Raw genomic sequence first — 21,953 nt, forward strand, 5'->3', positions numbered from 1 at the left:
CATGGCACCGATGCCGGAGTGGGGGACGCTCCCCCGCATGCTGCGCGACCAGGCCGAACGGCACCCCGGCGACACGGTCGTGGCCGGGCGCGGCGGGCACGGCACGCTCGCCGGGCTGCGCGGGGCCGCCTCGGCGGTCGCCCGCGGCCTCATCGCGCTCGGCGTCGAGCCCGGCGACCGGGTGGCCCTGTGGGGGGTGAACTCGGCGTACTGGGTGGAGCACGTGCTCGGCGTCTGGGACGCGGGCGCGGTCGTCGTGCCGCTGTCGCCGCGCTTCAAGGGCATCGAGGCCGCCGAGGTCGTCACGAGGACCGGCGCGAAGGTGCTCATCACGGGCGACGGCCCTGCGGGCACGCGGCTCGCCGGGCTGCTGCCGTCGCTGCCCGGCCTGCGGCACACGATCGTCCCGCCGGCCACGGAGCTGCGCGCGCTCGGGGAGCGGGTGCCCGAGCGCGAGGCCGAGGAGCGGGCGCTCGCCGTCCGGCCCGGCGACCTGTGCGAGATCATGTCCACCTCCGGCACCACGGGCACGCCCAAGGGCGTCATGCTGGACCACTCCCAGGTCCTGCGCGGCTACTGGGACTGGTCGGAGATCGTCACCCTCGACGAGCACGACCGTTATCCGGTGATCGCCCCGTTCAGCCACGGGTTCGGGCTGAACGCCGGGCTCGTGGCCTGCGTGCTGCGCCGGGCCACGATGCTGCCGATCCCGGCCTTCAGCCCGGACGCGCTCATGTCGCTGATCTCCCGCGAGCGGGTCACCGTGCTCGCCGGGCCGCCCACGCTCTTCCACCGCATCCTGGACGAGCTGGAGCGCGGCTCGTGGGACGTCTCCTCGCTGCGCGTGGCCATCTGCGGCGCCGCCGCCGTGCCCGCGTCCCTGATCACCCGGCTGGTCGAGCGGGTCGGTCTCGAACGGATGATCAACGCGTACGGGCTGATGGAGGGCACGGTCGTCTCCATGACCCGGGCCGGCGACCCGATCGAGGTCGTCGCGGAGACCACCGGCAGGCCCGTGCCCGGCATCGAGGTCAAGATCGTGGACGGCGACGGCAAGGAGGCCGCGCCCGGCGAGCGCGGCGAGATCCTGCAGCGCGGCTACGGCGTCATGCGCGGCTACTGGGACGACCCCGGGCGGACCGCCGAGGCCGTGGACGCCGACGGCTGGCTGCACACCGGCGACATCGGCGTGCTGGACGAGCGGGGCAATCTCGCCGTCGTGGACCGCTTGAAGGAGCTCTACATCGTCAACGGCTTCAACGTCTCGCCCGCCGAGGTCGAGTCGCTGCTGCTGCGCGAGGGGTCGCCGGCCCAGGTCGCCGTGGTCGGGGTGCCGGACGCGTCGGCGGGCGAGGCCGGGGTGGCTTTCGTGGTGCCCAGGCCGGGCGCGCGCGTGGTGCCCGAGGAACTGATCGCGTGGGCGCGGGCGAACATGTCCGACTACAAGGTCCCGAAGCGGGTGGTGGTCGTGGACGCCCTGCCGGCCAACGTCAACGGCAAGATCGACAAGCGGGCGCTGCGGGAGCGGGCGTCCGGGTAGCCGCGCGGGGTGTTTCTCCGCCCGGAGGCGGGCGTGAGCGGTTACGTTGGCAGGAGCACGGATCAAGCTGTTTTCGCCGGGGACGGGTTCGCCCGTGTCGGCGATCGGGGATACATCGATCACACCGGCCGGTTATGTCTAGTGGGGCCTGGTGAGGCGCCTGCCCCGGGCGGCCGGCTCTGAGGAGGCAGCGTGGCGTTGCGTGTGGCGGTCATCGGATCGGGACCCGCCGGCATCTACACGGCCGAGGCGCTGGTCAAGCAGTCGGCCGGAGCGGCGCGGGTGGACGTGCTCGAACGCCTGCCCACCCCGTACGGGCTGGTGAGATATGGGGTCGCTCCCGACCACACCTCGATCAAGTCGATCGCGAACTACCTGAAGCGGGTGCTGGAGCTGCCCGAGGTGCGCTTCCTCGGCGGCGTCACGCTGGGCGAGCACCTGTCGGTCGCCGACCTGCTGCACCATTACGACGCCGTCGTCTACTGCACGGGCGCGATGGTCGACCGGCGGCTCGGCATCCCCGGCGAGGACCTGCCGGGCAGCGTGGCCGCCACCGACTTCGTCAACTGGTACTGCGGCCATCCCGACGTGGACCCCTCGCGCTTCACGCTGGACAGCTCCGAGGTCGCGGTGATCGGCGTCGGGAACGTGGCCGTCGACGTCGTACGGATCCTCGCCAAGACCGCCGACGAGCTGAGCCGCACCGACGTGCCCCACGACGTGCTCCAGCGGCTGTCCGAGAGCCAGGTGAAGGCCATCCACATGGTCGGCCGGCGCGGGCCCGAGCACGCCAAGTTCACCCTCAAGGAGCTGCGCGAGCTGGGCGAGCTGGACAACGCCGACGTCGTGGTGCGGCCCGACGAGGCCCAGGTGCTCGGCTCGGGCTTCTCCCGGCAGGTGCAGGGCAACGTGGACGTCATCAGGTCCTGGGCGGCCCGCGAGCCGGTCGGCCGGGCCCGCCGCCTCGACGTGCGCTTCTGGCTGCGGCCGGTGGAGATCCTCGGCGCCGAGCGGGTCGAGGGGCTGCGCCTGGAGCGCACCCGGCTGTCGCCGGAGGGGCGCGTGGTCGGCACGGGCGAGTTCGAGACGCTGCCGGTCGGCATGGTGCTGCGGTCGGTGGGCTACCAGAGCGTGCCGCTGCCGGGGGTGCCGTTCTCCGAGGACACCATGACCGTGCCCAACCAGGCGGGGCGGGTGCGCGAGCGCGAATACGTCGCGGGCTGGCTCAAACGCGGCCCCACCGGCGTCATCGGCACGAACAAGTCCGACGCCGCCGAGACCGTGCGCACCCTGCTGGCCGACCTGGAGGGCCGCGAACGGGTCCCCGCGACGGCCACGATCGACGCGCTGCTGACCGAGCGGGGCGTGCGGCCGATCACCTACGACGAGTGGCAGGCGATCGAGGCGGCCGAGACCGAGCTGGCCAAGTCGCTCGGGCGCGGCGACCGGGTCAAGCTCGTCGGGCTGGAGGCCATGCTCCGTGCCTGCCGTCCCTGATCCGCCGGTCCCGGCGGGGTTCGCCGCGGCCTACCGGGCCCAGCGGGCCCGCTTCCCCGGCCTCTCCGGCCGGCAGCCGGTCCACACCGTGTACGTGCCCGCCGACCGGTTCTCGGCCGGAACCGTGGACGCGTGGCGGGACGAGGCCCTGGGGCTGGTCCACGCCCATCTGGCCGGGCCGGGCGAGCTGGCCGAGGTGTTCGGCGTCCCGCCCGCCACGGCCGCGGCCGTGCACGCCAAGCTGCTGGTCAAGCTCGGCCGCGAGCCCGTCGAGGACCTGCGGATCGACTTCGAGGACGGCTACGGCGCCCCGCCGGACGCGGTCGAGGACGGGCACGTCGAGCAGGCGGCCGAGGCCGTGGCCGCGCTGCACGCCGCCGGGGCGCTGCCGCGCCGCTGGGGGCCGCGGGTGAAGTCGTTCGCCGACGGCGACCCTGGACGTTCGATCAGGACGCTCGCCGGGCTCGTGCGCGGGGTGACGAAGCGGACCGGCGAGCTGCCGGCCGGGTTCACGGTGACGTTCCCCAAGGTGCTCATGGAGGACTACCTGCGGCAGTTCGCGGAGGTGCTGGCCTCCCTGGAGGCCGGGCTCGGGGTGCGGCTGCGGTTCGAGATGCAGGTGGAGGCGCCGCAGACGCTGCCGTTCCTGCGGGCCGAGCTGGCCGAGGCGCTGGACGGGCGGCTCGCGGCGGCGCACTTCGGGGTGTTCGACTACACGGCCGCGCTCGGGCTGCCGCCGCACGAGCAGCGGCTCGACCATCCGGCCTGCGACCACGCCCGGCACGTCATGCAGACGGCGTTCGCGGGCACGGGGGTGGAGCTGTCCGACGGCTCGCTCGCCGCCGCGCCCGCCTCCGATCAAGCCGGGGACGTGCACGCGCTGTGGCGGCGGCACGCCGAGCTCGTCCGGCACTCGCTGCGGCACGGTTTCCACCAGGGCTGGGACATGCACCCGTCGCATCTGGTCAGCCGCTTCGCCACCGTGTACGCCTTCCACCTCGCTCACTACGACGCCTACCGGGAGCGGGTGCGGGCGTGGGAGGAGCGGCGGGAGGCCGGGGGCGGGGTGATGGACGAGCCCGCCACGATCCGCACCCTCGCCGCGGCACTGCGCCGCGCCGACGCCGCGCTGCCCTGACGGCGGTACGGCGCGCGCCCCGGGCCTCCCCTTATCGAGGGACATGGGTAGGCCGATCGGGCCGCAGGCGGCGGACCAGAGCCGTACAGGCGGTCTTCGAGGGGTCCGCGAGGGCGGTGTCAGTCGCGTTCGACCAGAGTGCGCCAGCGGCGGACCAGCCGCCATTCCACGGGGTCGGACCAGCTCGCCCGTGCCGCCGAGCCGATGTGGAAGGCGCGGATGCCCTGGTCGAGCAGCATCGGCACGTGGGCGGGGCGCAGCCCTCCGCCGGCCAGGATGATCGAGCCGTCGCCCGCCTCCGCCCGCGACCGCAGCACCGCCAGGCCGTCGCCGACCCCGGTGGGGGCGCCCGCGGTGAGCACGGTCGCCAGGTTGGGCAGCAGCCGCACCGCGCGCCAGGCCGCATGGACGTCGGCCGCGTGGTCCACGGCGCGGTGGAACGTCCACGGGAGGGGGGAGACGGCGTGGATCAGGGCCTCGGTGGCGGCCAGGTCGACCGCTCCCGCGCCGTCGAGGAAGCCGAACACGAACCCGGCGGCCCCGGCCTGGGCCAGCGCCTTGGCGTCGCGGGCGAGGCGGTCGAGCGTCTCCGGGCCGGCGGTGAACGTGGCGTCGCGGCGGAGCATCACCATCTGCGGGAGTGGGCACTCGGCCGCGATCGCGGCGACCGTCTCCGGGGAGGGGGTCAGCCCGTCGGCCGCCATGTCGGCGACGACCTCCAGCCGGTCGGCTCCGCCCTGTTCGGCGGCCACGGCGTCGCGTACGTCGAGCGCGATCACCTCGAGCAGGGATCCGGTCATGGTGCAGAGGTTATATGGCGCTCTGTACCGTTGCGCCCCGAACTACCCTCTCACCTGCGCAGAACCGTGGGGGTGGCCCGGCCTCCCGAGGGAGGCCGGGCGGCCGGACGGTCAGGCGGCGGTGATCAGCTCGGCGAGGGTCAGGTCGCGGAAGGCCATCGTGACGAGATCCTCCGACCGGCGCTGGAAGAGGGCGCCGCTGGCGCGGTGCGGCAGGTCCACCGTACGGACGTGCTGGAAGCCGCGGCTGCGGTAGTAGTGCTGCAGGCGCGGGTTCGCCTTGGCGCAGTCCAGCCGCACGTACGGCAGCCCGGCGGCGAAGGCGCTGGCCCCGGCCCAGTCCAGGAGGGCGTCACCGAGGCCGCTGCCGGACCACGGCCGGGCCACGGCCAGCTTGTGGACGTACAGCGCCGCCCCGGGGTCGTCGGCGGAAGTCCAGAACTCCGGGTCGGCGTGCCCGTCGAGGGCTATGGTGGCCACAGGAGGCGCCGCCAGGTCCGGGTCGAGATAGCGCAGTTCGTCGTCGAGCAGGTAGAGCACGCGCTCCTCGATCAGCGGCATGATCCGCTCAGGCCCGAAGCCCTGGCGGGGCCACTGCCGCACCCCCTGCCGGTACAGCCATTCCGAGGTGTCGGCGAACAGCGTCAGAACGCCGGGAAGGTCGCCGGGCTCGGCACGGCGGAGGGCGAGCGGGTGCAGCAGCGTGTTGGTGTGCATAGTAAAACTCCCGTTGCATTGGGCGTTCACGCGCACGCGCACAGTGATGACGCGTTGTCGCGTAAGGGTGATTTGATGCCTTGATCCCACATATCCGATATATCCGACATATGGGAGTTAAGGCGATTTGAGGGAGTATGCACGACTCCCTCAGGCCAGCGAGGCGGCTAATTCTCGCTGCACCCGGCCGGCGGGATCACCCCTTCTTACGAGCTCTCTAGCGGCTATCGAGCTCGTATCTGATCAAATGTTTGTCGGCTGGCAACACCGACACGGCGACACGCACAGGCATGTCGGCCCCGTCGTACCCCACTCGGACGTAGACCATTACTGGTGTGCCGAGTTCTAGCTGAAGGCGTTCCGCCTCCTCCTGGTTGGGCATGCGCGCCCAGATGTCGTCGACGACGCGCACCTGGGCATGGCCCAGTTCCTCCAGCACCCGGTTCGCCCCTCGGGCGATGTCGCCGGGCCTGGCGATCTCGGAGTCGGCCACGAGATCACGCGGGAAGTAGGAGTCGTTGGTGTTGTACGGCTGTCCGTCCACGAACCTCAGACGGCGTCTCACCACGGCCAACTCCCCGTCGGCCAACTCCAGCCTGCTGGCGATCTCCTCGACGGGAGACACCGTCAGCACCTCGATGTACTGGCTCGGCTCGCGGCCCTCCTGCGCCACGGCGTAGGCGAATGCCTCGCGCAGTTCACCGCGCGAGCGCGGCTCAAGCTCGCGCTGGGGATAGATGAGCAGCGGCCGCCGGTCCCTGACCACGGTTCCGCGTCGCGGCGTGCGCGTGACGAGCCCCTCGTTGACGAGCTCTCCGAGGGCCAGTCTGACGGTGTTCCTGCTCACCCCATGGTCTTCCATGAGTTGTGCCTCGGTCGGAAGCTGCGCCCCGGGGCCGAGGACACCCGAGTAGATGGCTCGACGCAACTCCGCGGCCACCTGCTGATACAGCACCGACCTTGCCACTTTCACCCCTTTTGTTCCAACAATTTAGACGATCTGGTTCTAGCAGGCCACAACCCCTTGACCGAACCCCCTCGATCGGCCCATCATCCATTCGTTGGTACAAATCCATCTAAAGGCCGGTGAGGGGGTGAAGGCCAATGCCGCCGGTCAGCACGGGTGAGTCGTACCTGCCCTGGAAAGACCTTGGCGAAGCAACACGTTTACTGCGTTACGCGTTGCCGCGCCAGGGTTTCACCCACACCTACCAGAGCAACCGGCACGGCGCGTCCGCGCACTCGGCGTCCACTGAGCTGACCGCGAAGCGCGAAGACGGATCCTTAGTCGCAGTTGAGGAGGGTGGCGCCCCCGTCACGCGCTTCATCGATGACCCGGTCGGTGCAGCTCGACGCATCGCCGCACGTTGCCGGCAGCAGGAGCCTTCACACTCCCCCATCGACTCCGCGAGCGAATTCGCGGTCTAGGACTCCATCCCTCGCCGGAGTCCTGGCGCCGCCGCTCACGGGGCAGGAAGCGCGTCCTGGCGGGTCCCCCACGCCCGCCAGGGCGCGCTTTCCTCTTGAGGGGGACCGTCATGTGGAACGCAACAACCTCTCGACAGAGTGCTTCCTCCCGCTGGACCACCGCCGCGCACGGCGGCGGCCGGGCCCGCGGGCGCAGCCGGACGGCCAGTCGGACGACAGGCGCGAGCGCGGCCTGTGGCCGCCCCGCCGCCGCCGAGCCGGTTCCGCTCACGTGCGCCGTCCCGTCCGTATCGTCCGCGCTGACGTCTACAGACTCATCATCGGCCTTCTCGCGCGGGGCGTGGGGCGGCTTCGGCGTTGTGGGACTGGTGGGATTCGTGGGTACGAAACCCAACCGAACGGGTTCCTTATCCGACCGGCTCCCAGTCCACGAGGGTCAGGTCCGCGTCGACGCGCCTGAAGACCCCGCGCACCCGCTCCCCGCCCCGGGGCTCCCGCCCGCCCCGCCAGTTTCCGTGCACCAGGCAGCCGGGCACCGCCGCGAGGCGCACCATGACGACCACGTACGGCGTCGCGAGCCCCGGCACGAACGGCTGGTGGCTGACGATCCAGCTCTCCACCCGGCCCTCCGGCGGCACCGCCCGCCACCGCCACTCCTCGCTCCGGCACGCGGGGCAGAACGCCCGCGCGGGGAAGCGGTCCGCGCCGCAGCCGGCGCACCGCTGCACCGCGAACTCGCCCCGGGCCACCCGCTCCCACCACTCGCGCGAGTCCCGGTCCGGCTCGGGCCGGTGAACGGTCATCACGCCCTCCTGAGGATCAGCGCCGACGTGGCCGGGAGGATGTATCCCGGTTGCGCCGTGGACAGTGCCACCTCCGCGCCCGGCACCTGCCGGTCCCCCGCCTCCCCCCGGAGCTGGGACACCGCCTCCGCGATGTGGTTGACGCCATGCACGTAGCCCTCGGACAGGAAGCCGCCGTGCGTGTTGACCGGCAGGGGGCCGTCGAGCGCGGTGGCCCCGGAGGCGACGTACGGGCCGCCCTCCCCCTTGGGACAGAACCCGTAGTCCTCGAGCTGGACGACCACCGAGTACGTGAAGCAGTCGTAGATCTCCGCCACGTCCACGTCCTCAGGACCGAGGCCCGCCTGGGCGTACAGGCGCGGGGCCAGCCCGGCGGCGGCCGTGACCGTCGGGTCGCCTCCCGACAGGTGGGACTGGCCGCCGCCCCAGGCCGCCGCGGAGATCAGCACCGGCGGGCGGCGCAACTCGCGGGCCCGTTCCGCGGTGGTGACCACCACGGCGCAGGCGCCGTCGGTCTCCAGGCAGCAGTCCAGCAGCCGGAACGGCTCGGCGATCCACCGGCTGGCCAGGTAGTCGTCCAGGGTGATGGGCGTGCGCATGAGGGCGCGGGGGTTCTTGGCGGCGTTGGCGCGCTGGGTGACCGCGAGCGTCCCGAAGTGCTCGGCGGTGGTGCCGTACCTGAGCATGTGGGCGCGGGCGTACATGGCGTACTGCTGGGGCGGGGCGACGTAGCCGTACGGGGCCTGGTACTGCACCTCCGGGCTGACCGGCAGGCCGCGCCCGGTGCCGCCCATGCGGAACTCGGAGCGGGCGTTGATCGCCCGGTAGCAGACGACGGTCTCGGCCAGCCCGGCCGCGACCGCCAGCGCGGCCTGGCCGACGACGGCGTGGGAGACGCTGCCCCCGCCGAACTGGTCGAGGTGCCAGGACAGGTCGGTCAGCCCGAGCGCGGGGCCGACGAGAGTCGGCGGGGCCGAGTCGCCGACGCGGTGGGTGGCGAGGCCGTCCACGTCGTCCGCGGTGAGCCCGGCGTCGGCCAGGGCGGCCAGCACCGCGCGGCAGGCCAGGGTCAGCGTGCTGGCCCCGGAGTTCTTGGTGAAGGGGGTGTATCCGACGCCGGCGATCGCCGTCGCGTTCCGGAATTCAAGCAAGCGCTTGGCCACAAGCAGCACGGTAGGCCGGACATTTCACCCATGTCAACGCGGGCTCCCGCGCGTCCGGCCGGGCAACTTGACACCTTTTCCGGCTTCCCCCTACCGTCCAAGCAAGCGCTTGGTATAGTAGGGCGCAGCCGGTGGACTAGGAGGCGGACCCCCATGAGCACACACGCTGCCCGGCTCGTCGCGCCGGAGAGCTGTCGTGGCCTTCCGACGCCACCTCAGCGCCGGATTCGCAACGGAGCCACCATGCCGACGGGCCCAACCCCCCAGAGCGCGAACGGCCACCTCGACAGCCGCCGCTTCCGGCAGGTCCTCGGCCGCTTCGCCACCGGCGTGGTGGCGATCACCGCGCTCGACCCCCGTGACGGGCAGCCCTGCGGCCTGGCCGCCAACTCCTTCACCTCGGTCTCGCTCGACCCGCCGCTCGTCGCCTTCTGCGTGGCCCACACCAGCACGAGCTGGCCGCGGGTGCGCGGCGCCCGCGTCGTCACCGTGAACGTCCTCGCCGAGCACCAGCAGGAGGTGTGCGCGCAGCTGGCGTCGCGGGGCGGCGACAAGTTCGCCGGGCTGGAGTGGACCGGCTCCCCCGGCGGCAACCCGGTGCTGGAGGGCGCCCTCGCCTGGCTCGACTGCGTGGTCGAGGCCGAGCACCCGGCCGGCGACCACACCATCGTGGTGGCCCGGGTGCTGCAGCTCGACACGCACGCCGACGGCGGCCCGCTGGTCTTCTTCCAGGGCGGCTACGGCGGCTTCCGTTGATCCCTGGGGAGACCCCCGGCTTCCGCGAGCAGGCGCGGGCCTGGCTGGAGGAGGCGCTCCGCGGCGAGTTCGCCGCGGCCCGCGGCCTCGGCGGCCCCGGCCGCGAGCACGAGGGGCACGACCTGCGCCTGGCGTGGGAGCGGCACCTCGGCGCGCACGGCTGGGCCTGTCTCGGCTGGCCGGAACGGTACGGCGGCCGCGCCGCCCGCCTCGCCGACCAGATGGCCTTCCACGAGGAGTACGCGCGGGCCGACGCCCCCGCCAGGGTCGGCCACATCGGCGAGACCCTGGTCGGCCCCACCGTCCTGGAGTTCGGCACCGAGGAGCAGAAGGAGCGCTTCCTGCCCCCGATCCGCCGGGGCGAGGAGCTGTGGTGCCAGGGCTACTCCGAGCCGGACGCCGGCTCCGACCTCGCCGCCGTGCGGACCAGCGCCCGCCTGGAGGGCGGCGAGTGGGTGGTCACCGGGCAGAAGGTGTGGACGTCGCTCGCGCACGTCGCCGACTGGTGCTTCGTCCTCTGCCGCACCGAGCCGGGGTCGCGGCGGCATCACGGGCTGTCGTACCTGCTGGTCCCGATGCGCGGGCCGGGCGTCACGGTCCGGCCGATCACCCAGCTCACCGGGACGTCGGAGTTCAACGAGGTGTTCTTCGACGGCGCGCGCACCGCGGCCGGGAACGTGCTCGGCGCGCCCGGCGACGGCTGGCGGGTCGCGATGGCCACCCTGCGGCACGAGCGTGGCGCGTCCACGCTCGGCCAGCAGCTCGGCTTCCGCCGCGAGCTGGCCAAGGTCGTCGAGACCGCCCGCCGCACCGGCGCCGCCGACGACCCCGTCCTGCGCGACCGCCTGGTACGGGCCTGGCTGGAGCTGGAGGTCATGCGGCTCAACGCCCTGCGCATGCTGGGCCCCGACCCGGGGCCCGAGGCGTCGATCGCCAAGCTGTACTGGTCGGAGTGGCACCGGCGGCTCGGCGAGCTGGCCCAGGCCGTCCAGGGGAAGGCCGGGCTGGTGGGCGAGCTGAACGAGCTCCAGCGGCTCTACCTGTTCAGCCGGGCCGACACGATCTACGCCGGCTCCAGCGAGATCCAGCGCAACATCATCGCCGAGCGCACCCTGGGGCTCCCCCGCTGATTGGAGAGAACCGATGCTCCCGCCGCCCCCCAAGGCACACGGACTGCTCGACGGCAAGGTGACGCTCGTGACGGCCGCCGCGGGCGCGGGCATCGGCTACGCGACCGCGCGCCGCTGCGCCGAGGAGGGCGCCACGATCGTCCTGTCCGACCGGCACGAGCGCCGCCTCGCCGCCGCCGCCGACGCGCTGACCGAGCTCACCGGCGTCAAGCCGCTCGCCGTGCCGTGCGACGTGACGTCGGAGCCGCAGGTGCTGGCGCTGTTCGACGCGGTGGCCGAGGCCCACGGCCGGCTCGACGTGGTGGTCAACAACGCCGGGCTCGGCGGCACCGCGGAGCTGGCCGGGATGACCGACGAGCAGTGGCACGCGGTCCTCGACGTCACGCTCACCGGCACCATGCGCTGCACCAGGGCCGCGCTGCGGCAGATGTACGGCCAGGGCTCCGGCGTCATCGTCAACAACGCCTCCGTGATCGGCTGGCGGGCGCAGCGCGGCCAGGCGCACTACGCCGCGGCCAAGGCCGGGGTGATGGCGCTCACCCGGTGCGTCGCGCTGGAGGCGGCCGAGCACGGGGTGCGGGTCAACGCCGTGGCGCCGTCGCTGGCGGTGCACCCGTTCCTGGCCAAGGTCACCGACGAGGAGCTGCTGGCGGAGCTGGCGGCGAAGGAGGCGTTCGGGCGGTCGGCGGAGCCGTGGGAGGTGGCCAACGTGATCGTCTTCCTGGCCAGCGACTACTCCTCGTACATGACGGGCGAGGTCGTGTCGGTGTCGTCGCAGCACCCCTGATTCCGGGGTAGGCGGGGAGTGGCTTGCGGGGTTACCGTCCGTGGCATGGGCTCACGCACCACCTTCCTGCTCGACGTCCTCATGACCGAGTTCGGCGACTCGATCGCCCGCGATCCCGCCGCCTTCCGCCGCAAGTTCCGCAAGATGGCGGCCTCGCCGTTCGCCTTCTACCGGGGCAGCGCGTGCCTGTTCTACGCGGACATGACCGGCTCGTACGCCGACGACGCCTACCTCGACGAGCCGACCAGCCGCGTCTGGATCCACGGCGACCTGCACGCCGAGAACTTCGGCACGTACATGAACGCCTCCGGCGAGCTGGTGTTCAACGTCAACGACTTCGACGAGGCGTACGTCGGGCCGTACGTCTGGGACCTCAAGCGCTTCGCGGCCAGCGTGGCGCTGCTCGGCTACGCCAAGGCGCTGTCGGACGAGGCGATCGGCGAGCTGGTGGCCGACTTCGCGGGGGCGTACGTGGAGGAGCTGACCGCGATCGCGGCGGGCGGCGACGACGCGATCGGCTCGCTCACCCTGGGCACCACCACGGGCGTGCTGCACCGGGTGCTCCAGACCGCCCGGCTCAGCACGCGGGTGGCGCTGCTGGACGTGGAGACCGTGATCGACGACTACGACCGCCGCTTCGCGCTCATGGACGGGCGCGAGCCGGTGGACGAGGCCACGCGGGAGGCGGTGCTGGCCGCGTTCGCCAGTTACCTGACGACGCTGCCCGGTCACGACGGATCGGCCGAGCGGGCGGTCGAGCACGTGGTCAAGGACGTGGCGCTGCGCAAGGGCGTGGGCATCGGGTCGGCGGGGCTGCCGTCGTACAACCTGCTGCTGGAGGGGCGCTCGCAGGCGCTGGAGAACGACGTCATCCTCTACATGAAGCAGGCGGCGGCGCCGGCGGTGGCCCGGCACGTCGCCGACGAGAAGGTGGCGTCGTACTTCCTGCACCAGGGGCACCGCACGGCCGAGTCGCAGCGGGCGCTGCAGGCGTACGCCGATCCGTGGCTGGGCTACACCACGCTGCACGGGATCGGGCAGCTCGTCGCAGAGGTCTCGCCGTACTCGGCGGACCTGGACTGGGACGACGTCAACGAGCCGGGCGAGCTGCGCTCGATCATGCGTGACCTCGGGCGCGCGGTGGCGCGCATGCACTCGGTGGCCGACGACGAGTCCAGCCACGACCTGGTCGACTTCTCGACGGAGGAGGCGATCGTGGCGGTGATCGGCGAGGACCGGCCGGGGTTCACGGCGATGCTCGTGGAGTTCGCCCACCGGTACGGCGCCCAGGCCCGCGGCGACCACCAGCGGTTCGTGGACCTGTTCCGCAACGGCCTCCTGCCCGGGGTGTGAACCGACCGGCCGGTATGGCATGCTCCGGAACATGACTCTGTTCTCGGTGGAAGGCAAGACGGTCGTGGTGACCGGCGGCTCGCGGGGCATCGGCCGGATGATCGCGGCGGGATTCGTGGCGGCGGGCGCGAACGTCTACATCTCGGCGCGCAAGACGGCCGAGGTCGAGAAGACGGCCGCCGAACTGGGCTGCACGGCCGTGCCCGCCGACCTGTCCACGGCCGAGGGGCGCGAGAGCCTCGCCGCGGCCGTGGACGGGCCGCTGCACGTGCTGATCAACAACGCGGGCGCGACCTGGGGCGCGCCGCTGGAGGAATATCCCGAGTCCGCCTTCGACAAGCTCTGGAACATCAACGTCAAGGGCGTGTTCGCGCTGACCCAGCGGTTCCTGCCGCAGCTCAGGCAGGCCGCCGGTCCTGAGGACCCGGCCCGGGTGATCAACGTGGGCTCGGTGGACGGCATCCGGGTGCCGGTGCTGCCGACGTACGCCTACTCCTCCACCAAGTCGGCGGTGCACATGCTCACCCGGCATCTGGCCCGGCACCTGGCGAAGGAGCACATCACGGTCAACGCCATCGCGCCGGGGCCGTTCGAGTCGAAGATGATGGCCTTCGCCCTCGACGACCCCGGCACCCGGGAGTCCATTGAGACCGGCGTGCCGCTCGGGCGCATCGGCCGGCCCGACGACATGGCGGGCACGGCGATCTTCCTGGCCTCGCGGGCGGGGGCGTATCTGACGGGGACGGTCATCCCGGTGGACGGCGGGATCACCGCCTGACTACACAGCCTGACTACAACAGCTCGACCAGGGCCTTGGCGAACGCCTGCGGGGCGCCGGGGTCGTGGCGCAGGAACAGGTAGGGCTCGGTCAGCTCCAGCTCGATGACCGCGGGCTCGCCGCCGGGCAGCCGGACCAGGTCCACGCGGGCGTACAGCAGCGGGCCCGGCACCGTGGCGAGCACCCGCTCGGCCAGCTCGACCTGGTCGGCGGCGGGCGTGCGGGCCTCGGCCAGCGAGGCGTCGGCGGCGCCGCCCGCCAGCATCGGGTTGCGGCGCACGGCGTGGCTGAGGCGGCGGTTGAAGTAGAGCAGCGAGGTCTCGCCCTCGGTCTCCACCATGTCGAGGTAGGGCTGCACCATCGGCGTGCGCCCGGCGGCCTCCAGCGCGGCGGCCAGGGCGACGGCCTCGCCGCGGTCGCGGGTGCGTACGGTGTCGCGGGCGCCCGCCGAGATCGCGGGCTTGACGACGTACTCGGGCCAGTGCGGCAGGTCATCGGACGACCAGTGCGTGGGCACCGACGGCAGGTCGCGCAGGTAGGTCTTGTCGGTGTTGGCGGCGATCACGGCGCCCGGGTTGAGCAGCCGGCTGACGGACTCCACGTGGCGGGCCCAGGCCAGGAACTCCGCGCGCCGGGGCACGTAGTCCCACACCGAGCGGACGACGACCGCGTCGTAGGCGCTCCAGTCGGCGGCGGGGTCGTCCCAGCGCTCGGCGCGGCCCTCGACGCCGGCCGCGCGCCAGGCCGCGAGGACCAGGTCGAGCTCGTCGTCGCTGTCCTGACCGTCAAAAGTGGCATACGCACAGATAGTCACCCAGAGATGCTAATACGGCACGAGCCAGGCCGTTTCCGGCCTGGCTCGTGCGTGACGGGGTGAGCGCGGGTTACCAGTCGACGACGTCGTCGACGTAGGCGCCGCTGCGGTGGGCCGTCGTCACGGCGTTGCCGTTGACGGCGTTGACGCTGGTGGCGCTCGCGCCGGAGACGTTGCGGTTGCCCACGTTGCCGAAGTTGTTGCCGGACTGGGAGGCGTTGGTGTTCCTGCTGGCGTTGCCGGCGTTGGTGTCGGCGTGGGCGGGGGCCGACAGGAAGGCGGCGCCCGCCGCGGCCGCCACGAGGACACCGGTCACGCAGAGCTTCTTCATCGGGTGGAGATCCTTTCGATCGATGGAACCGGGCGTGGGCCGGTCAGTCGAAGATGTAGGTCACGACGATGCCGCCGTGGGCGGCCGTCGAGGCGATGCCGTTGACGTTGTTGACGTTCGTCGAAGCGCCCTGGCCGCGGTTGGCCGTGGTGACGTCGCCGAAGTTGTTGCCGGACTGGGAGGAGTCGCTGTTGGCACTGCCGTTCCCGGCCCAGAACCAGCCGCCGGGCCAGACGTCGGCGTGCGCGGGGACAGCCGCGGTGAGAGCAAGGAAAGCGCCGCCGGCGACCGCTGTCACCACTGCCGCGGCGGCGCACCATCTTCGGATCAACTCGACTCCTTCGCCGTACGGAAAAGCATTCTCATGGCGAGCCTATAACTCACAGTTGCCGAAGAGTAGCTGAAAGTAGTCAGAATTTTGTTCGGCGCGGACGGGACACTGACATGGACTGTCAGCGACCCGGCCCTACCGTCGCCTGCCATGACGATCTACGAACTGCGGCGCTACACCCTGCGCCCCGGGCGGCGCGACGCCCTCATCGAGTTGTTCGAGCGGGAGTTCGTCGAGCCGCAGGAGGCCGCCGGCATGCGGGTGCCCGGCACCTTCCGCGACGCGGACGCGCCCGGCACCTTCACCTGGCTGCGCGGCTTTCCCGACATGGCGGCGAGGAAGGCGGCGCTGGAGAGCTTCTACTCGGGGCCGGTGTGGCTCGCCCACCGGGAGGAGGCCAACGCCACGATGCTCGACTCCGACGACGTGCTGCTGCTGCGTGCGCTGACCGAGCCCGCCCTGCGGCCACGGCCGCCGGTGGGGGCTGTCACGCCGCCTCCGGCCGCGTACGTCGCCACGATCTATCCCGTGGAGGGTGATCTGGCCGGCCACTTCGCCACCGTGGTCGCGCCCGCGCTGACGGAGGCCGGGGCGCCGCCGGTCGCGTCCTTCGCCACCGAGCACGCCGAGAACACCTTCCCCCGGCTGCCGGTGCGGAGCGGGGTGAACATGTTCGTATGGTTCGCCCGGTGGGAACGGGACGAGGACGTGCCGGACCTCGCGGCCGTGGACCTGCCGCTGGTGGAGTCGCGACTGACGGCGGCGCCCCAGCGGCTCCGCCTGCGCCCCACGGCGCGCTCCGCCATGCGCTGATCATCCTCCCGAGGACTGCCGGCGCCGGCGTGCGCGGCGCAGCAGCCCCCAGATGATCGCGGGTTGCGCGAGGCCCGTGAGGAGCAGCGTCGCCCACGCCAGGAACGGGACCAGCCACCACAGCTCGTCGGGCACCGCGCCGAAGGTGGCCAGCCGGCTCCAGAGGACGCTCAGGGGAAGGCTGACCAGCGCCAGCGGCCACAGCACGACGGTGTCCTTGCCCATGAGCACGCCGGCGAGGGAGACCGCCCCGGCCAGCGCGATGACGGCCGCGTAGACCATGACGGCGATCTCGGCGGCGCTGAATCGCGGGTGCAGACGTTGGATCATGAGCGTTCCCCCTCGGCCCCGTTCTCCGCGAGGTTACGCCAGAGGGGGATCTCGCCGCCGCCGTCCACCCGTACCTCGGCGCCCGTCACGTAGCCGGGGGCGGCGAGCCAGAGGCACGCCTCCGCCACGTCGGCGGGGGTGGCGAGGCGGCCGGCCGGGATCGCCGCCCCCAGGCCCTGGTCGCCGTAGTGGCCGGTGGTGGCGGCCTCGGTCGCGGCCAGGCCCACCACGACCGTGTTGACCCGCACCTCGGGCGCCCACTCGGCGGCCAGGCAGCGGGCCAGGTGGTGCAGTCCCGCCTTGGCGGCGCCGTAGGCGGAGGTGCCGGGCGAGGGGCGTACGCCGCTCGCGCTGCCGATCATCACCACCGCCCCGCGCGTGGCCGCCAGCAGGGGCCGGGCGTACTGCGCGACCAGGAGCGGGGCCGTCAGGTTGAGCTCGATGACCCGGGCGTGCAGGCGCGGCGAGGTGCCCGCCAGCGGCGCGTACGGCGACCCGCCCGCGTTGTTGACCACCACGTCGAGCCGCCCGAACCCGGCCATCAGCCGCTCGACGTCCTCCGGCGCGCGCACGTCGGCGGGGACGAACCGGAACTCCGGCCGCTCTGGCGGGTGCCGGGCGCACACGGTGACGTCGGCGCCGGCCCGCGCGAAGGCTCGCGCGACGCCGAGCCCGATGCCCTTGGTGCCGCCGGTCACCAGGACGGACCTGCCCGCGTAGTCGTAAGTGACGGTCACGGGTGCTACCGTACCAAGCAAGCGTTAGGTGCAACCAGGAGGTGGGGCGGCGGGATGGGGATCACGCTGCGGGCCGGGCCGGTCGCCGAGGTCGTCATGGACGTCCCCCCGGTGAACGCGCTGACCGTAAGGGCCTGGGAGGAGCTGGCCACGACCCTGCGGGCGGCCGGGGACGACCCCGCGACCCGGGTGGTCGTGCTGCGGGCCGAAGGACGCGGGTTCAACGCCGGGGTGGACATCAAGGAGCTGCGGGACTCCCCCGGCCACGAGGCGCTGGTCGCCGTCAACCGGGCCTGCTACGCCGCCTTCGCCGCCGTCTACGAGTGCGCGGTCCCGGTGATCGCCGCCGTTCACGGGCACTGCCTGGGCGGCGGGGTCGGCCTGGCCGGCAACGCCGACGTCGTGGTGGCCGCCGAGGACGCCTACTTCGGGCTGCCCGAGGTGGACCGGGGCGCGCTCGGCGCGGCCACCCACCTCGCCCGGCTGGTGCCGCAGCACCTGATGCGGGCCATGGTCTACACGTGCAGGAATGTCACGGCGGCCGAGCTGCACGCGTTCGGCTCGGTGCTGGAGGTCGCGCCGCGCGACAAGCTGCGCGAGGCGGCGCTGGAGGTGGCGGGGCAGATCGCGGCCAAGGACCCGTACGTCGTCCGCCGCGCCAAGGAGTCGCTCAACGGCATCGACCCGGTGGACGTCCGGCGCAGCTACCGCTTCGAGCAGGGGTTCACCTTCGAGCTCAACCTGATGGGCGCGGGCGAGCGGCACAGGGAGCGGTTCCGGTGACCCGCTCGAAGGGGACCCGCTCGAAGGGGACCCGCCTGAAGGGGACCGGGACGAAGGTGATGACCGCCGAGCAGGTCGCGGCCGGGCTGGAGAGCGGCATGACCGTCGGCATCGGCGGCTGGGGGTCGCGGCGCAAGCCGATGGCTCTGGTGGCGGCCGTCCTGCGCTCCCCCGTCCGTGACCTGACCGTCGTCTCGTACGGCGGGCCGGACGTCGGCATGCTGTGCGCGGCCGGGAAGGTGCGCCGGGTGGTGGCCCCGTTCGTCACGCTCGACTCCATCCCGCTGGAGCCGCACTTCCGCCGCGCCCGGCAGGCCGGGGAGATCGAGTTCACCGAGTACGACGAGGGCATGTTCATGTTCGGCCTGCTGGCGGCGGCGCACCGGCTGCCGTTCCTGCCGACGCGGGCGGGTCTCGGCTCGGACGTGCTGCGGGTCAACCCCGAGCTGCGGACGGTGTACTCGCCGTACGGGGACGGGGAGGAGCTGGTCGCGGTGCCCGCGCTCACCCTGGACGTGGCGCTGGTGCACCTCAACCGGGCCGACGCCCGGGGCAACGCCCAGTATCTCGGGCCCGACCCGTACTTCGACGACCTTTACGCCAAGGCGGCGGCCCGCTGCTACGTCTCCTGCGAGCGCCTGGTCGACACCGCCGACCTGCTGAAGGAGGGGCCGGTGCAGTCGCTGCTGATCAGCAGGTCCATGGTGACCGGCGTGGTGGAGGCGCCCGGCGGGGCCGGGTTCACCGCGTGCGAGCCGGACTACGGGCGCGACGAGGAGCGGCAGCGGCGCTACGTGGAGACGGCGCTACATGGAGACAGGGCGTGATGACGAGCAGGGCTGACGTGTGCGTGCTGGCCTGCGCGGAGGCGTTCCGCGGCGACGGCGAGATCCTCGCGGCCGGGATCGGCGGGGCGGTCACGGTGCTGGCGGCGCGGCTGGCGCGGCTGACGTTCGAGCCCGATCTGCTCACCCACGACGGCGTCTGCCTGCTCACCGATGACGTGCCCGCCCTGGGGCGGCCTCCGGAGGTCGTGGAGGGGTGGCTGCCGTTCCGCGACCACCTGTGGCTGGTGCTGAACGGCCGCCGGCACGTCATGCTCGGCGCGAGCCAGATCGACCGGCACGGCAACACCAACATCTCCTGCATCGGCGACTGGGCCCGGCCGAAGGCGCAGCTCCTGGGCGTGCGCGGCGCGCCGGGCAACACCCGGTGCGACCCGACGAGCTACTGGATCCCCCGGCACACGCCGCGCGTGTTCGTGCCGCGGGTGGACATGGTGAGCGGGCTCGGCACCGACCGGGGCGCGTACGACCTGCGCCGCGTGGTCACGAACCTCGCCGTGCTCGACTTCGCCACCCCGGACGGGTCGATGCGGCTGGCGTCGGTGCATCCGGGCGTGAGCGTGGCCGAGGTGGTGGCGGCGACCGGCTTCGAGCTGACCGTGCCCGCCGAGGTGCCGGTGACGAGGGAGCCGACCGCCGCGGAGCTGGACGTGCTCGACCGGCTCGACCCCGGCCGGGCCCGCGAGCGCGAGGTCGCGGCGTGAGGACCGCGCTGACCACGCTGGTGGGCTGCCGGCATCCGATCGTGCAGACCGGCATGGGGTACGTCGCGGGCGCCCGGCTCGCGGCGGCCGCCTCGCGGGCAGGGGCGCTGGGCGTGATCGGCGCGGCCACCCTGTCGGTCGAGGAGATGACCGCGGCCATCCGCCGCGTCAAGGAGCGTACGGACCAGCCGTTCGGCGTCAACCTGCGCTCCGACGCCGACGACGCGGCCGAGCGGGTGGAGGTGCTGGTGCGCGAGGGCGTGCGGGTGGCCTCGTTCGCGCAGGCGCCCCGGCGGGACCTGATCGCCCGGCTCAAGGACGCGGGCGTGGTCACGATCCCGTCGGTGGGCGCGCGCCGGCACGCCGAGAAGGTGGCGGCGTGGGGCGTGGACGCCGTCATCGTGCAGGGCGGCGAGGGCGGCGGCCACACCGGACCGCTCGCCACCACCCTGCTGCTGCCCCAGGTGGTGGACGCGGTGGACATCCCGGTGATCGCGGCCGGCGGCTTCTTCGACGGGCGCGGCCTGGTGGCGGCCCTGGCGTACGGGGCCTGCGGCGTCGCCATGGGCACCCGCTTCCTGCTGACCGCCGACTCGCCCGTGCCGGACGAGGTGAAGAAGGTCTATCTGGCCGCCCGCGAGACCGTGGTGACCACCAAGGTGGACGGGGTGCCGCACCGGGTGCTCGCCACGCCGTTCGTGGCCGGGCTGGAACGCCTGCGCCTGGCCCGCGCGGTGCTGAACGGGGCCCGCTTCAAGCGGCTGTCGGGCCTGTCGTGGGCGGCGATGCTGCGCGAGGGCCGCCGGATGCGCCGCGGCAGGGAGCTGACCTGGGCGCAGGTGCTGCAGGCGGCCAACACGCCGATGTTGCTGCGCGCGGCCATGGTGGAGGGCAGGGCGGACCTCGGCGTGATGGCGTCGGGGCAGGTCGTGGAGGTCATCGACGACCTGCCGACGTGTCAGGAGCTCGTGGAGCGGATCATGGCCGAGGCGGCGGAGGCGCTAGGCCGTCTGGGACGTTCTTGAGCGCCTCGCGGCGGCTCAGGCCCGACAGGCCCTTGGCGCGGACGTAGCGGACGACCTCGGCCGGGTTGGTCTTGGCGTATTCGCGTAACGCCCAGCCGATCGCCTTGCGGGCGAAGAAGTCGTTGTCCGACAGGCTGGGCTCGATGCAGGCGTACAGCAGCGCGGTGTCGGTGCGGGACTTGAAGCGGTTCTGGCAGAGGATCGCGGTGCGGCGCTTCCACAGGTCGGCGTCGTGCGCCCACTCCAGCATGAGGGGGCGCATCGAGTCGGGGTAGGCGGCGAGCAGGGCGCCGACGCGGTGGGTGGCCAGCTCGTCCACGAGGTCCCACCAGGCGCCGGTGACGATCATCTCCTCGTACATGGGGACGGTGTAGAGGGTCTGGAAGCGCCGGTAGTAGTGGTGGCCGGACAGGTCGACGGCGGCGTAGCGCTCCTCGCGGTATTCCGCCTCCCGCCACAGCGTGAGGACCGTGCGCCGCCACTCGGGGGCGCTGTCGATGCGGTGCTCGGCGAAGACGCGCCGGAGCGTGGCCCGCCGCGGCACCGCCTGGACGCCGAGGAACGGCATGGGCGACTTCATGTAGGCCCGCATCGTCTCCGCCTTGTCCGGCTCGGCCGCCTCCTGGAGGGCCAGCCGGACCGCTTTGCCGAGGCTCATCCCTGGGGCTGGGTCGTCCGCTCGCCGGTGGCGAGGCCGTCGAACAACACCGTGATGTAGTGCTCGGCCAGGCCGTTGGTGTTGAGCCTGCCTCCCGGGCGGAACCAGCGGACGGCGACCCAGATGGTGTCGCGGATCATGCGGTAGGTGAGCTTGGGGTCGACGTCGGCGCGGAACTGCCCGGCGGCCTGGCCGGCCTTGATCTGGGTGACCCAGATCTGCTCGACCTCGTCCTCGGCCTTGACGAGGTAGTTGAAGCGCTCGAACTGGCGCAGGTAGTTCCAGTCGTTCTGCATGACGGTGATGGCGGCCCGGTGGGGCTCCAGGGTGCCGAAGCCGATGCGGACCATCTCCGACAGCACCGTGCGCGGGTCGGCGGTGGTGTCGACGGCGGCGCGGTAGCGGGCGATGAGGTCGTCGAGGAAGGTGGAGAGCACCTCGTCGACGATCGTCTCCTTGGAGTCGAAGTGGTGGTAGAGACTTCCGGAGAGGATGCCGGCCTCGTCGGCGATCTCGCGTACGGTCGTGGCCTGGAAGCCCTTGCGCGCGAAGAGCTCCGCGGCGAGCTTGACGAGGTGGTCGCGGCGCTCGGAGGCCGAGCCTGATGCGGCCCGCTGGCGCTTCGCCGGTGTGGTGGTGGTGCCGGAGTTCTTTCGCGTGGTCACACCACCATTATGAGCCCTCGCACAATC

At 72.6% G+C, this 21,953-nt stretch carries 26 protein-coding genes; 14 read left to right on the forward strand and 12 right to left on the reverse strand.

The genetic code is table 11. The features are described 5' to 3' along the window. Position 1 precedes the first annotated feature (1 nt). The 3 genes from SMD20_RS20125 (at position 2) to SMD20_RS20135 (ending at position 4,175) form a co-directional block, all read left to right on the forward strand. Entirely contained in the window at positions 2-1,540 is a 1,539-nt protein-coding gene (locus tag SMD20_RS20125; protein ID WP_329583309.1) for an AMP-binding protein, read from the forward strand. A 192-nt stretch (positions 1,541-1,732) separates the two neighbouring features. Beyond that, the gene (locus SMD20_RS20130) at positions 1,733-3,037 is read left to right on the forward strand and encodes an FAD-dependent oxidoreductase (protein ID WP_329583312.1); all 1,305 of its coding nucleotides are present in this window, start codon (positions 1,733-1,735) and stop codon (positions 3,035-3,037) included. Further along, positions 3,021-4,175 (forward strand): DUF6986 family protein, encoded by a 1,155-nt coding sequence (locus tag SMD20_RS20135; RefSeq protein WP_329583314.1) that lies wholly within the window; start codon positions 3,021-3,023, stop codon positions 4,173-4,175. Before SMD20_RS20130 ends, SMD20_RS20135 begins: the two co-directional genes overlap by 17 nt. Before the next feature lie 119 nt (positions 4,176-4,294). Here the strand turns inward: SMD20_RS20135 and SMD20_RS20140 are convergent, their stop codons facing one another. The 3 genes from SMD20_RS20140 to SMD20_RS20150 all read right to left on the reverse strand — a co-directional run bounded on the left by SMD20_RS20140 (position 4,295) and on the right by SMD20_RS20150 (position 6,647). Next, positions 4,295-4,975, reverse strand: coding sequence for a copper homeostasis protein CutC (locus tag SMD20_RS20140; RefSeq protein WP_329583317.1), 681 nt, complete (start codon positions 4,973-4,975; stop codon positions 4,295-4,297). Positions 4,976-5,086: 111 nt separating this feature from the next. Continuing rightward, positions 5,087-5,692, reverse strand: a complete 606-nt coding sequence (locus tag SMD20_RS20145) for a GNAT family N-acetyltransferase (RefSeq protein ID WP_329583320.1) — start codon at positions 5,690-5,692, stop codon at positions 5,087-5,089. Between the two features lie 217 nt (positions 5,693-5,909). Next, entirely contained in the window at positions 5,910-6,647 is a 738-nt protein-coding gene (locus SMD20_RS20150; protein WP_329583322.1) for a GntR family transcriptional regulator, read from the reverse strand. A 149-nt stretch (positions 6,648-6,796) separates the two neighbouring features. Between SMD20_RS20150 and SMD20_RS20155 the strand changes: the two genes are divergently transcribed. Further along, positions 6,797-7,120, forward strand: a complete 324-nt coding sequence (locus tag SMD20_RS20155) for a hypothetical protein (RefSeq protein WP_329583325.1) — start codon at positions 6,797-6,799, stop codon at positions 7,118-7,120. A gap of 407 nt (positions 7,121-7,527) precedes the next feature. Here SMD20_RS20155 and SMD20_RS20160 read toward each other — a convergent pair whose 3' ends face one another. Together SMD20_RS20160 and SMD20_RS20165 are read right to left on the reverse strand one after the other, a co-directional pair. After that, on the reverse strand, positions 7,528-7,923 hold the full coding sequence (locus tag SMD20_RS20160; RefSeq protein ID WP_329583327.1) for a Zn-ribbon domain-containing OB-fold protein: 396 nt from the start codon (positions 7,921-7,923) through the stop codon (positions 7,528-7,530). Continuing rightward, positions 7,923-9,086 (reverse strand): thiolase C-terminal domain-containing protein, encoded by a 1,164-nt coding sequence (locus SMD20_RS20165; RefSeq protein WP_329583329.1) that lies wholly within the window; start codon positions 9,084-9,086, stop codon positions 7,923-7,925. The genes SMD20_RS20160 and SMD20_RS20165 overlap by 1 nt, the downstream gene beginning before the upstream one ends. Positions 9,087-9,329: 243 nt before the next feature. Here SMD20_RS20165 and SMD20_RS20170 point away from each other — a divergent pair, with 243 nt between their 5' ends. From SMD20_RS20170 to SMD20_RS20190, 5 genes are read left to right on the forward strand one after another with little or no spacing between them, the layout of a single operon-like run. Beyond that, a complete protein-coding gene (locus SMD20_RS20170; RefSeq protein ID WP_329583332.1) occupies positions 9,330-9,842 on the forward strand; it encodes a flavin reductase family protein in 513 nt (170 codons plus the stop codon). Continuing rightward, positions 9,839-10,972: an acyl-CoA dehydrogenase family protein gene (locus tag SMD20_RS20175; RefSeq protein WP_329583335.1), complete on the forward strand. Its 1,134-nt coding sequence runs from the start codon at positions 9,839-9,841 to the stop codon at positions 10,970-10,972. The genes SMD20_RS20170 and SMD20_RS20175 overlap by 4 nt, the downstream gene beginning before the upstream one ends. Positions 10,973-10,985: 13 nt before the next feature. Next, the gene (locus tag SMD20_RS20180) at positions 10,986-11,759 is read left to right on the forward strand and encodes an SDR family oxidoreductase (protein ID WP_329583337.1); all 774 of its coding nucleotides are present in this window, start codon (positions 10,986-10,988) and stop codon (positions 11,757-11,759) included. Between the two features lie 45 nt (positions 11,760-11,804). Continuing rightward, entirely contained in the window at positions 11,805-13,112 is a 1,308-nt protein-coding gene (locus SMD20_RS20185; protein WP_329583339.1) for a DUF2252 domain-containing protein, read from the forward strand. 31 nt (positions 13,113-13,143) lie between these two features. Further along, positions 13,144-13,890, forward strand: a complete 747-nt coding sequence (locus SMD20_RS20190) for an SDR family oxidoreductase (protein WP_329583341.1) — start codon at positions 13,144-13,146, stop codon at positions 13,888-13,890. A 13-nt stretch (positions 13,891-13,903) separates the two neighbouring features. Here the strand turns inward: SMD20_RS20190 and SMD20_RS20195 are convergent, their stop codons facing one another. From SMD20_RS20195 to SMD20_RS20205, 3 genes are all read right to left on the reverse strand, one after another. Then, positions 13,904-14,704 carry an ATP-grasp domain-containing protein gene (locus tag SMD20_RS20195; protein ID WP_329583344.1) on the reverse strand — a complete coding sequence of 267 codons (801 nt, stop codon included), beginning with the start codon at positions 14,702-14,704 and terminating at the stop codon, positions 13,904-13,906. A gap of 70 nt (positions 14,705-14,774) precedes the next feature. Continuing rightward, positions 14,775-15,035, reverse strand: a complete 261-nt coding sequence (locus SMD20_RS20200; protein WP_329583346.1) for a hypothetical protein — start codon at positions 15,033-15,035, stop codon at positions 14,775-14,777. Positions 15,036-15,078: 43 nt separating this feature from the next. Beyond that, the gene (locus SMD20_RS20205) at positions 15,079-15,366 is read right to left on the reverse strand and encodes a hypothetical protein (RefSeq protein WP_329583348.1); all 288 of its coding nucleotides are present in this window, start codon (positions 15,364-15,366) and stop codon (positions 15,079-15,081) included. Between the two features lie 150 nt (positions 15,367-15,516). Between SMD20_RS20205 and SMD20_RS20210 the strand changes: the two genes are divergently transcribed. Continuing rightward, positions 15,517-16,179 (forward strand): NIPSNAP family protein, encoded by a 663-nt coding sequence (locus SMD20_RS20210; RefSeq protein WP_329583351.1) that lies wholly within the window; start codon positions 15,517-15,519, stop codon positions 16,177-16,179. Here the strand turns inward: SMD20_RS20210 and SMD20_RS20215 are convergent, their stop codons facing one another. Continuing rightward, positions 16,180-16,509, reverse strand: a complete 330-nt coding sequence (locus SMD20_RS20215) for a hypothetical protein (protein ID WP_329583353.1) — start codon at positions 16,507-16,509, stop codon at positions 16,180-16,182. Then, positions 16,506-17,246 (reverse strand): SDR family oxidoreductase, encoded by a 741-nt coding sequence (locus tag SMD20_RS20220; protein WP_329583356.1) that lies wholly within the window; start codon positions 17,244-17,246, stop codon positions 16,506-16,508. Before SMD20_RS20220 ends, SMD20_RS20215 begins: the two co-directional genes overlap by 4 nt. 54 nt (positions 17,247-17,300) lie before the next feature. Between SMD20_RS20220 and SMD20_RS20225 the strand changes: the two genes are divergently transcribed. The 4 genes from SMD20_RS20225 to SMD20_RS20240 are packed head-to-tail and all read left to right on the forward strand — an operon-like array spanning position 17,301 to position 20,603. Next, a complete protein-coding gene (locus SMD20_RS20225; protein WP_329583358.1) occupies positions 17,301-18,029 on the forward strand; it encodes an enoyl-CoA hydratase family protein in 729 nt (242 codons plus the stop codon). A 59-nt stretch (positions 18,030-18,088) separates the two neighbouring features. Then, positions 18,089-18,856: a CoA transferase subunit A gene (locus SMD20_RS20230; protein WP_329592613.1), complete on the forward strand. Its 768-nt coding sequence runs from the start codon at positions 18,089-18,091 to the stop codon at positions 18,854-18,856. Then, a complete protein-coding gene (locus SMD20_RS20235) occupies positions 18,856-19,578 on the forward strand; it encodes a CoA-transferase subunit beta (RefSeq protein WP_329583360.1) in 723 nt (240 codons plus the stop codon). The genes SMD20_RS20230 and SMD20_RS20235 overlap by 1 nt, the downstream gene beginning before the upstream one ends. Next, positions 19,575-20,603: an NAD(P)H-dependent flavin oxidoreductase gene (locus tag SMD20_RS20240; protein WP_329583362.1), complete on the forward strand. Its 1,029-nt coding sequence runs from the start codon at positions 19,575-19,577 to the stop codon at positions 20,601-20,603. The genes SMD20_RS20235 and SMD20_RS20240 overlap by 4 nt, the downstream gene beginning before the upstream one ends. Here the strand turns inward: SMD20_RS20240 and SMD20_RS20245 are convergent. Together SMD20_RS20245 and SMD20_RS20250 are read right to left on the reverse strand one after the other, a co-directional pair. After that, the gene (locus tag SMD20_RS20245; RefSeq protein ID WP_329583365.1) at positions 20,557-21,261 is read right to left on the reverse strand and encodes a DNA alkylation repair protein; all 705 of its coding nucleotides are present in this window, start codon (positions 21,259-21,261) and stop codon (positions 20,557-20,559) included. The two genes, SMD20_RS20240 and SMD20_RS20245, sit on opposite strands and share 47 nt — an antisense overlap. Continuing rightward, positions 21,258-21,926 (reverse strand): TetR/AcrR family transcriptional regulator, encoded by a 669-nt coding sequence (locus SMD20_RS20250; protein ID WP_329583367.1) that lies wholly within the window; start codon positions 21,924-21,926, stop codon positions 21,258-21,260. The genes SMD20_RS20245 and SMD20_RS20250 overlap by 4 nt, the downstream gene beginning before the upstream one ends. Positions 21,927-21,953: the final 27 nt, after the last annotated feature.

It is taken from the genome of Nonomuraea sp. LP-02, from assembly GCF_036289125.1.
In the GTDB taxonomy this organism is placed as follows: Bacteria; Actinomycetota; Actinomycetes; order Streptosporangiales; family Streptosporangiaceae; genus Nonomuraea; species Nonomuraea bangladeshensis.